At 61.6% G+C, this 9,730-nt stretch carries 9 protein-coding genes, 1 tRNA gene and 1 pseudogene; 10 read left to right on the forward strand and 1 reads right to left on the reverse strand.

Features of this window, described 5'->3' with window-relative positions:
* Window positions 1-93 precede the first annotated feature (93 nt).
* The 7 genes from glgX (at window position 94) to BM419_RS18555 (ending at window position 6,277) form a co-directional block, all read left to right on the forward strand.
* Window positions 94-2,364 (forward strand): glycogen debranching protein GlgX, encoded by a 2,271-nt coding sequence (gene glgX, locus BM419_RS18520; RefSeq protein ID WP_091927296.1) that lies wholly within the window; start codon window positions 94-96, stop codon window positions 2,362-2,364.
* A 153-nt stretch (window positions 2,365-2,517) separates the two neighbouring features.
* Window positions 2,518-2,607 (forward strand) — tRNA-Ser (locus BM419_RS18525).
* Window positions 2,608-3,011: 404 nt separating this feature from the next.
* Window positions 3,012-3,806: an ABC transporter permease gene (locus BM419_RS18530; RefSeq protein WP_091927297.1), complete on the forward strand. Its 795-nt coding sequence runs from the start codon at window positions 3,012-3,014 to the stop codon at window positions 3,804-3,806.
* A gap of 653 nt (window positions 3,807-4,459) precedes the next feature.
* Complete coding sequence (locus tag BM419_RS31675; RefSeq protein WP_139257073.1) at window positions 4,460-5,335, forward strand: class I SAM-dependent methyltransferase; 876 nt, start codon at window positions 4,460-4,462, stop codon at window positions 5,333-5,335.
* 203 nt (window positions 5,336-5,538) lie between these two features.
* Entirely contained in the window at window positions 5,539-5,781 is a 243-nt protein-coding gene (locus tag BM419_RS18545) for a hypothetical protein (RefSeq protein WP_091927299.1), read from the forward strand.
* Window positions 5,778-6,068, forward strand: a complete 291-nt coding sequence (locus BM419_RS18550; RefSeq protein WP_091927300.1) for a hypothetical protein — start codon at window positions 5,778-5,780, stop codon at window positions 6,066-6,068. Before BM419_RS18545 ends, BM419_RS18550 begins: the two co-directional genes overlap by 4 nt.
* Window positions 6,065-6,277, forward strand: coding sequence for a hypothetical protein (locus tag BM419_RS18555; RefSeq protein ID WP_091927301.1), 213 nt, complete (start codon window positions 6,065-6,067; stop codon window positions 6,275-6,277). The genes BM419_RS18550 and BM419_RS18555 overlap by 4 nt, the downstream gene beginning before the upstream one ends.
* Here BM419_RS18555 and BM419_RS18560 read toward each other — a convergent pair.
* Entirely contained in the window at window positions 6,274-6,471 is a 198-nt protein-coding gene (locus BM419_RS18560) for a hypothetical protein (RefSeq protein ID WP_091927302.1), read from the reverse strand. The genes BM419_RS18555 and BM419_RS18560 overlap by 4 nt on opposite strands.
* 1,519 nt (window positions 6,472-7,990) lie before the next feature.
* On the opposite strand from BM419_RS18560, the gene BM419_RS18570 reads away from it, so the two are divergent.
* The 3 genes and pseudogenes from BM419_RS18570 to BM419_RS18580 all read left to right on the forward strand — a co-directional run.
* Window positions 7,991-9,156 (forward strand): IS3 family transposase gene (locus tag BM419_RS18570; RefSeq protein ID WP_091927304.1). Its coding sequence is split into 2 segments (ribosomal slippage): window positions 7,991-8,255 and window positions 8,255-9,156, totalling 1,167 coding nucleotides; the frame shifts between segments, so codons are not numbered across the junction.
* A 35-nt stretch (window positions 9,157-9,191) separates the two neighbouring features.
* A pseudogene (locus tag BM419_RS18575) lies at window positions 9,192-9,419 on the forward strand (IS630 family transposase); the annotation flags it as partial.
* Window positions 9,420-9,478: 59 nt separating this feature from the next.
* Window positions 9,479-9,730, forward strand: a 252-nt coding sequence (locus BM419_RS18580) for a helix-turn-helix domain-containing protein (protein ID WP_139257074.1), incomplete at its 3' end; no start/stop codon positions are given.

A 9,730-nucleotide genomic window follows, 5' to 3' on the forward strand; every position in this document is an offset into this window, starting at 1 on the left:
TGCGGCACTGCGGGAGCTTCGCTGTTTCCGGCACGTTCACCAGGGGCTCCCCGCAGCGGCACGTGGCCGGGCGGGTCGCGTTCCGGAGTGTCCATGCCCGATTCCCGTCGTCCCGCATCGCAGGCCCGCGCGACCCGCTCGCGCATCCAGGAAGGCCAACCCTATCCCCTCGGCGCCACCTGGGACGGGCTCGGGGTCAATTTCGCGCTGTTCTCGGCCCACGCCACCAAGGTCGAGCTCTGCCTGTTCGACGACCAGGGCGAGCAGGAGATCGAGCGCATCGAGCTGCCCGAGTACACGGACGAGATCTGGCACGGCTACCTGCCCGACGCGCGCCCCGGCACGATCTACGGCTACCGCGTCCACGGCCCCTACGAGCCGAAGGCCGGCCACCGGTTCAACCCCAACAAGTTGCTGATCGACCCCTACGCCAAGGGGCTCGTCGGCTCGATCACCTGGAACCCGGCCCTGTTCGGCTACCAGATGGAGACGGGCGACGACCTGACCTTCGACGAGCGCGACAGCGCCCCCTACACGCGCCGCTCCCGCGTCATCGACCCGGCCTTCACCTGGGGGCGGCACCGCAAGCCGCTGATCCCCTGGGAGAAGACCATCGTGTACGAGGCCCACGTCAAGGGCATGACCAAGCTCGACCCGCGGGTGCCGGAGAAGCTGCGCGGCACCTATGCCGGCCTCGGCACAAGGGACGTGCTCGACTACATCAAGAGCCTCGGTGTCACCTCGGTTGAGCTGCTGCCGGTCCACGCCTTCGTGCAGGACGACTACCTGCAGCAGAAGGACCTGGTGAATTACTGGGGCTACAACACGATCTCGTTCTTTACCCCCGCACGGCGCTACGCCGCGGTGCCGGATTTCGCCTTCTCCGAGTTCAAGGAGATGGTCTCGCGCTTCCACGGCGCCGGCCTCGAGGTGATCCTCGACGTGGTCTACAATCACACCGCCGAGGGCAACGAGAAGGGTCCGACCCTGTCGTTCAAGGGCGTCGACAACGCCTCCTACTACCGGCTGCTGCCGAACGATCCGCGCTACTACATCAACGACACCGGCACCGGGAACACCTTCAACCTGTCGCATCCGCGGGTGCTGCAGCTCGTCACCGACTCCCTGCGCTACTGGGCGCAGGAAATGCAGGTGGACGGGTTCCGCTTCGACCTCGCCACGATCCTGGGCCGCGAGCCCTACGGTTTCGACGAGGGCGGCGGCTTCCTCGACACCTGCCGGCAGGACCCGGTGCTCAACAACGTCAAGCTGATCGCCGAGCCGTGGGATTGCGGACCGGGCGGCTATCAAGTCGGCGGCTTCCCGCCCGGCTGGGCCGAGTGGAACGACAGGTTCCGCGACGACGTCCGCGCCTATTGGAAGGGCGACGGCGGGCTGCTGCCGGATCTGGCGGCGCGCGTCTCGGGCTCGGCCGACAAGTTCAACAAGCGCGGGCGCAAGCCTTGGGCCTCGGTGAACTTCCTCACCGCCCACGACGGCTTCACCCTGCATGACACGGTCTCGTACAACGACAAGCACAACGAGGCGAACGGCGAGGGCAACCGCGACGGCCACTCGCACAACCTCTCGTACAATTACGGGGTGGAGGGCCCGACGGACGATCCGGAGATCCGTGCGGTGCGCCTGCGCCAGATGCGCAACATGCTGGCGACCCTGTTCCTGTCCCGCGGCACGCCGATGCTGCTCGCCGGCGACGAGTTCGCCCGGACCCAGAAGGGCAACAACAACGCCTACTGCCAGGACAACGAGGTCTCCTGGCTCGACTGGGGGGCGATCGGCGACGAGGAGCGGGATCTCGCCGAGTTCACCCAGCGTCTGATCATCCTGCGCAACGCCCTGCCGATCCTGAGCCGCGGGCGGTTCCTCACCGGCCAGTACGACGAGGAGTTCGGCGTCAAGGACGTGACGTGGCTGCGGCCGGACGGGAGCGAGATGGCGGGCGAGAACTGGTCGGACGGCGAGGCCCGGGCCTTCGCGGTCCAGCTCGACGGGCGCGCCCAGGCCACCGGCCTGCATCGCCGCGGCGGCGACGCGACGCTGCTGATCATGTTCAACGCCTACCACGACCTCGTGACGTTCACGCTGCCGAAATCGGTCGGCGGCGTGGCCTGGACGCGGCTCCTCGACACCAATCTGCCCGACAGCCAGGACGTGGAGAGCTTCAAGTTCGGCTCCGGCTACGACGTGACCGGGCGCTCCCTCCTTATGTTCGTGCTGAAGCCTGAGGACAGCCCCGGGGTCGAGGACAACGCCATGGAGCGCTCCTACCAGCACGTGATGCAGGCCTTCGAGCGGGCGAACGTGGAGCATGTCCGCTTCCACCTCGACGACGCCGAGGCGTGAGGCGAGGGGTGAGGGACGCGGCCGGGCGGTTTTCGCATCGCCCGGCCGTCAGCGCCTTGCGCCGGACGGCACACCCGGCTAACAGCACGGCACCGCGCGGCCCTGGCCGCGCCCAGCGCGCCGCGTGCGCGCCCGGGTGCTCGGTTCGCGGACGGAGGGGTGGCCGAGTGGTTGAAGGCGCACGCCTGGAAAGTGTGTATACCGGAAACGGTATCGCGGGTTCGAATCCCGCTCCCTCCGCCAATTTGCTTTGATTTTATTGAAGAATTTTCTGGCTTGGGGATCCTACCCCACCAGCTGCCCCACCAATGGGCACGCTCCCGGCGTCGGTACCTCCAACCTGAACGGTGCACTCCCAGCAGGTGATGCGGATTTTGGTCTGATTCGCTCGTCGGGTTGGCTTGAAGAGTCGGCGGACCGTTCAAAGGATCTCTCCCGACATGCCAGGGCCCATCGGACGGCGAGCCCCTTAGCTTAAGGTGGGAGGCTTACCAGCGGTGGGGCAGCGGCTCTCCAACTGGTCCGCAGCATGACGCAGCGGCCAAGCTCAAGGCCTCGACGGTCAGCGAAACCGTTTGACGCTCCGTCAACGCACTTTCGCCCGCTTTTTTGCTGAGAGGAGTGCCGAGCGATCGAGGCTAGGTACCATGGAACTTCCAATCGCGGCTCGGTACGAGAAAACCCCAGCCGAGTCGTATCTGCACGTCCTGCACGCGCTGATCCTTCGAGACATGCGAACCCGATTTGGGGCGTCTTTGTGGGGTTATGGCGTCGTCGTGCTCTGGCCATGCGTTCACGTCTTCATGCTGATCGCAATTTATACGTTTCAGAAACTCGCCGCACCGTTGGGCGACAACAGAGCTTTATTCTTCGCGACAGGTGCAGTTCCAGTTCTAGTTTTTCAGTACATCTCGCGCGAAGTTATGAAGTCAGTGATCATGAACCGACCACTAACCTATTATCCACAAGTAAAATTATTCGATGTCGTTTTGTCTCGCATCCTTGTCGAGATCGTAACAGGTTTTCTAGCGCTCTTAGTAGTCGTCTCGGTGCTAGTCGCGATTGGCAGCAATCCTATCCCAGCAGATCCATTCACTGCCATGTGCGGATATGTAGCCGCCATCCTACTCGGCATTGGCATCGGAACCATCAATGTCGCTATTATTGGCTTCTTCCCAGGATGGATGATTGGCTACGCTCTGTTTAGTATTATTCTTTATGTCTCTAGTGGCGTGATGTTTCTACCAAGCTACATGCCCGACAAGATTTACTATTGGATGAAATACAATCCCGCGCTCCAGTGCGCTGAATGGGTCAGGTCGGCTTATTATCCGTATGCAGGCATCCAAGTTGATGGACTTTACGTTGTGATGTTTGCCTTAACCTCAGCCACCATCGGATTGTTGCTTATCAAGCACGTCGTTAGCAAGATGAACGCCTAGAGGCGGGAAACGGGTGGAAACAGCATGCCGGACGGCCGATGGCGCCAAACGTCTCGGCAGCCGGCATGTCAGCGGTACACGGTGCAGTATCGACGCCGCTCTACTCCACTCGCTCGCCCAGCCTCATGAGCGAACCCCAAAGCCCGATTTACAAATGTGCTGCGGCGCTCCGAGCCTATGGCTGCAAGGTCGAACCCTGGAGCAAAAGCTATCCCCTCCGGTTGGTTGACGGCGAGTCTCTGTCGGACGCTGAGCTGATGGAGCTGGCTCTACGCCTCGCTCTGGTGAACTCGACGACGACTAGGTTGCAATAGGCCACCCCGTGGCCAAAGAACCCCCGATCATCTCCGAACCGCACAATGCCGCCGAGGATCAGCGACCAGGAGATCGACGCCGCGGTTGATGCGGTGCTCGCGGATCTAGCGACCGATGACTACCCACTCGCGAAGGGCTGGACCCTTGACCTCGTCGAGACGGTCCGCACCAACACCCGGGCCGCCGAGGCGCCGACCACGACAAGACAGCCTCGAAGCGCAACATGGCGCGGATCGAAATCCTGCTGGTGCATCCGTTGAAAGGGTGAGAAAGCGGAAACCTAGGCGGCCTCCGTCTTTTGGACGGTGCAACTCTGCACTTTGCTCTCGGAGAAGTTGATGAAGTACCTGGAGGCAATTGCGGCTTTAATTTCAAAATGGCCATCAAGAAACAAATCTAATGTTGCTTCGGCCTCAAACGTAGAAGGCGAGTATTTTTCGCTACTCCGTCGAGTAAGAACTATCTATGCCGCAGAAGGAATAGAGATTACGCAAGGTGTTAATTCTTACCTTTGCAACAATGTAAGGAGTGCGCAGTTTGTACAATATCACAGGGACGGCAGTCTCCTGACGCCACATTCAGGCATTGGATACGACGAATTACTATTAATTGGACAGATATGCCGCAACATTTCAGCTAAAAATGTATTCATTATCGGCAACGGACTTGGTTGGAGCACCATAGGTTTAAGTTTGATGCTCGGGCAGGCAAATATAATTGCCATCGAGCCTGAGGCCGGCATCGATCTTACCAATTCCATTGCAATGCGCCACAATCTGAATTGCAAAGTCGTGAAGGGCTACTCGCCTCAAGACAATGATAGGGTTGTTGCATCGGAATTTACCGAAGTTCCGGATCTTGTGCTTATCGACGGCATGCATGATAAAGAAAGCGTCATTAAAGATTTTTCCAGCGTCTTTTCGCTCTGCGGTCCTAACACGACGTATATTTTCCATGATGTGCTTACGTTCGACCTGTCTGGGGCGTTAAAAGAAGCATACGTTCAGACGGGCAGCCCGAATATGAAGCTTTGGCTGGCAACAGCAACATCTTCTGGATTGGGAGTAATAGGTCCCGCTGCTCGGAACGATGAGCTTGACACCCTTATCTCATTGTTCTCGATGTCGGAGAGCGCCGTTGACACCATGCGAAGGATCGGACGCGAACGCGCTCACCCCCCGGTCGATTATCTGCGATACATTAATACCAATTAGGAGTTTGCTGCGGTAGCTACCAATCGATGCGTGCCTCAGCAGTCGGGGCACTGCGGGCCGCCGGAGTCACGGTGGCCCCGGTCAATGACGATCTCAACCGCTAGCACACCGGCGACCTGGCCTTCCCGAATGCCGAGCTGTGGCGCCTGGCAACGAGCCGCGGGCTGGCCGAGGACGGCGTCTCGCGATAGGCCGGCGCCGCCATGCCTTCCGAACCAAAAGCCCCGATGCGCGGCCGTCACCTTGAGGCTCTGCGCGCCGTCGCCGAGAACCTTGGCGGCCTGCGGCATGAGGCCTACCCGACCGTCATGCCGATCCTGGAAGAGCTCGGCTACGTCGAGCAGCGCGCCACTCGCGGCCGCACTGGCCGGCGAGCATGGCACCTGACCCCTGGTGAACGCGAGTTGCTGATCACGCTCGGGATCCGCAAGAGCGCTGAGCCGTGACCTTCACGTGGCGCCGCACGTTCCCGGACACGCACCACGACTTCGTGGCCGAGGAAGCCGGCCAGCACGTCGGCCGCATCAAGCGGACCGACGGCGGCCCACAGAATGGCACATGGACGTGGAGCTGCACCGGCTGCCAGCGCGGGCACGAGGCCGAAGGCGTGCGCCCGCTGAAGGGAATGGCTGACACCCGGGACGAGGCGATCGAAGCGTTGGCCGCCGCATGCGCCCGAGCGAAAGCTTGGAGCGCGCGGACAGGGCTGCCGCTGGTGCAGGGCGGCACGTGACCGACGAGCAGAAGGGCTACGTGCAGGCGCTGTCCGACCTGCGGTCCTGGCACCGATGGCAGATTGGGCAGGCGATCGGCGACGTGCGGGCCATGCAAACCCACGAGGATGCCATCGCCTACCTCAACCTGCTGATCGCCATGAAGCAGCAGCACGCGGCCGAGGATCAAGCCGAGCGGCGTCGCGGCGGGCTTGAGCCCAGGGCCTAAAGTAGGCCACCTGACGTCGGCGCGGTCAGCGTGTTGCCAGCCCGCGTCACAAGCTGCGAGAAGGCGAGCGCGGCGGCGGATGCCTGTGCCTCGGACGGGCAGGTCCGATCCGATTCCATCACCGTCATATGCTCCGCGTCAAGCAGCACCCAGGTCCAGAGATGGCGGCCGGTGGATCGGATCTCGAAGTGCATGGTTGACCCGGTAACTGCCTGTGCTCAGCCGAGGGTATCGAGACTGGTAAATTCAGCAAATGGTAAAAACAGAACAGCCCAACTTCTATCTTGAGCTGATCGGTCAATCAACGACGGCCAATGCATCCGGTGCTATATACTTCGCAACAGAGCGCACATTTTCGCAATTCTGTCTGGGTCTCCTGCATAATGGCGAACGACCGGATCTCGCGCCTCCATATGCAATTCGACGTGATTGAACCTATTCGGCAACACGGTGAGTAGGTCTCGGTAAGGACGCCCCTTCATCAGCTGGATAAAGGCATTTTGATCCTGCCACGCATTTTCGCTGTTACGAGGCGTGCGATTCCATTCTCTGACGAAATCGAGAACTTCCGGCGAGTTGACGGCCCAGACAACACCAGTATTGAGGTGCCGCTGGATCGTGGGCGAGTCGAAACATTCACAAACCCCTATCCCGTATCCAATCAAATCGAAAAGATTCACCTTAGTGTCCACAATAACGGCATCGCTATCGAGCCATATAACCTTGTCGAATCCTAAGACGAGGGCATCTTCTATGAGCCTAATCTTCCTCCAGTGAAATGTCCTTTCGTCGCTTGTATCCGCATGGTCGCACAAATATTCAGCGCCTATTTGTTCACAATAAGCTCTGTGACGCTCTTTTGTAAGGTTAAGCATCTCTTGGTGTGCACCGCCAGCTGCATACTGCACTAACGCGAACTTTGGCTTTTGCTCGACGCTCGCGCGGAATCTATTCTTGAGCAACTTTGTGAGCATGGTTGATCACGTTAAATTGACCGGCAGATCATCGAATGACACATGCTCGCCCAGGCTGCAATCTGAGCTGTGGTACGCGGCTACACGAGCCCGGAAGACAAGCGACAAGAGGGCCGCCGAAATAGGAGGCAGCCGTGTGCCAGGGCCGCCGGCGTCTCTCCGGGTTTCACGAACCCTGGGTCTGAATCATTGGTGTAGGGAGCCAGCTTCGTTGGCCAATGCGGCATGCCCCGGCAAGACCTGCAAGGCCACGCACGATTGCGATGAGGCTGGGGTGGCTCGCGCGGCCAGATCAAATCTGATCCTCTTGGGCGCCAGTGTGGAGGCCGAGTTCATGGGGATGTAGGCGAGCTCCACCAGGACGGAGAGGATGGGCGGGCGCATCACAGCAGACCCACGCCCAAGTGCTGACGGCCACCGTGATGGTCCGCTGAATTCCCGCATTCACTTGCACCAAGCCGGACACCGCCATCGGCATCAGGGCTGCATTCGGGTAGGCCTATGCCCTCTACCGCGCGGCATGAATCGCCGAAGTCGCGAGCTAGAGCCGGTCCCGGGCGGCTTGCGACAGGTTAGCGGGTGGCGCGTTGCCGGGTGAAGGAGCATGCCCATGCCTTCACCTCTGTCGGTCGACTTACGCGAGCGTGTCGTGGCTGCCGTGGCGGCAGGGGCCTCGTGATCCACCCCCGCGAGAGTGGTCCGCCCTTTGGTATGGCTTTCGAGCCTGGAGGACGGATCGATGTCGAGGAAGCGACCCAAGCCTGAGGAGATCGTCGCGAAGTTGCGGCAGGCGGACGTGCTGGTCGGCCAAGGCCAGAGCGTGGCGGAGGCGATCCGCGCGATCGGCGTGAGCGAGGTGACGTACTACCGCTGGCGGCGTGAGTACGGCGGCCTGAAGTCGGATCAGGTCCGGCGGATGAAGGATCTGGAGACCGAGAACCAGCGGCTCCGGAAGGCGATCGCGGATCTTACGCTCGACAAGCTGATCCTGCAGGAGGCCGCCCGGGGAAACTGACCAGCCCCGCGCGCCGACGCACCTGTATCGAGCATGTTCGGACCGTGCTGAAGGTCTCCGAGCGCCGCGCGTGTCGTGCGCTCGGCCAGCATCGCTCGACACAGCGCAAGCTGCCGCGGGGCAGAGATGACGAGGCCGCGCTCGTGGCCGAGTTGATCGAACTTGCCCGCACCTACGGGCGCTACGGCTACCGGAAGGTCGCTGCCCTGCTGCGGGCGGCTGGCTGGTGGGTCAACGACAAGCGGGTCGAGCGCCTCTGGCGGCAGGAGGGGCTGAAGGTCCCGGCCAAGCAGCCCAAGCGCGCACGGCTGTGGGACGGGGATGGTTCCTGTATGCGGCTGCGCCCGGAGCACCGCAATCACGTCTGGTCCTACGACTTCGTCGAGGCGCGCACCCACGACGGGCGCAAGTTCCGGATGCTCAACGTCCTCGACGAATTCAGCCGCGAGTGCCTGGCCATCCGGGTGGATCGCAAGCTCAAGGCGGCCGACGTGATCAATGTTCTGTCCGACCTATTCATCCTGCGCGGCGTGCCGGCTCACATTCGTTCAGACAACGGCCCGGAGTTCATCGCCAAGTCGGTGCAGTCCTGGGTCACTTCGGTGGGCGCAAAGACCGCCTACATTACCCCCGGCTCACCGTGGGAGAACGGGTATGTCGAGAGCTTCAATGCACAGATACGCAATGAACTTCTGAATGGCGAGATTTTCTACACGCTCAAGGAGGCGCAGATCATGATCGAGGGCTGGCGACGGCACTACAATACGGTTCGACCGCATGGCGCATTGGGCTATCGGCCGCCAGCGCCAGAGGCGTTCGTGCCAGCTATAGCCGCTAGGCCGGCTGCACCAGCCAAGCTCGCTGTGGTCCAGCGACCAACCCTGCACTAACTTTGACCTTGGACCACCTCGTGGGGGCCGATCACTCGTGCCACCGAGCCGCAGCTCGCTTTGGGGTCAGCGTGTCCAGCGCCAGCCGCTGGTCGCAGCGCTCGCACCAAGAGGGCCATGTCGCGCCCAAGCCGATGGGCGGCGATCACACCTCGAAGCGCATCGAGGCGCATGCCGGGCTGATCCTGAGGATCTCCAAGCAGGAGCCGCGTCTCTTCCTTCGCGAGCTGCGCGACCGGCTGGCTGAGCAGGGCGTCCAGACTAGGTGTTTGATCCCGCGATGTGGTGGTACAGTTGACCACCATGCGGCGAGGGATGCGCTATGGGCCAAATTCTCCACGGCAGCGCCCGCACGACGGAGGCGATCCGTCGCGCAATACAGCTACGTCAAGAGAGTGTGAGAGCGGCGGCCAAGCGCTACGGCGTCAGCCCGACGACGATCCAGAAATGGCGCGGACGGCAGTCGACGGCCGATGCTGCCATGGGGCCGAAAGAAGCTCGGTCGACGGTCCTGACACTGGAGGACGAGGCGACCATCGTCGCCTTCCGCCGGCATACCCTGTTGCCGCTGGAC

The sequence above is a fragment of the Methylobacterium sp. yr668 genome, assembly GCF_900116245.1.
GTDB lineage: Bacteria > Pseudomonadota > Alphaproteobacteria > Rhizobiales > Beijerinckiaceae > Methylobacterium.

Coding starts and splice junctions, on each gene's coding strand:
- glgX (WP_091927296.1), top strand. CDS start 94: ATGCCCGATTCCCGTCGTCCCGCATCGCAGGCCCGCGCGACCCGCTCG.
- BM419_RS18530 (WP_091927297.1), top strand. CDS start 3,012: ATGGAACTTCCAATCGCGGCTCGGTACGAGAAAACCCCAGCCGAGTCG.
- BM419_RS31675 (WP_139257073.1), top strand. CDS start 4,460: ATGAAGTACCTGGAGGCAATTGCGGCTTTAATTTCAAAATGGCCATCA.
- BM419_RS18545 (WP_091927299.1), top strand. CDS start 5,539: ATGCCTTCCGAACCAAAAGCCCCGATGCGCGGCCGTCACCTTGAGGCT.
- BM419_RS18560 (WP_091927302.1), bottom strand. CDS start 6,471: ATGCACTTCGAGATCCGATCCACCGGCCGCCATCTCTGGACCTGGGTG.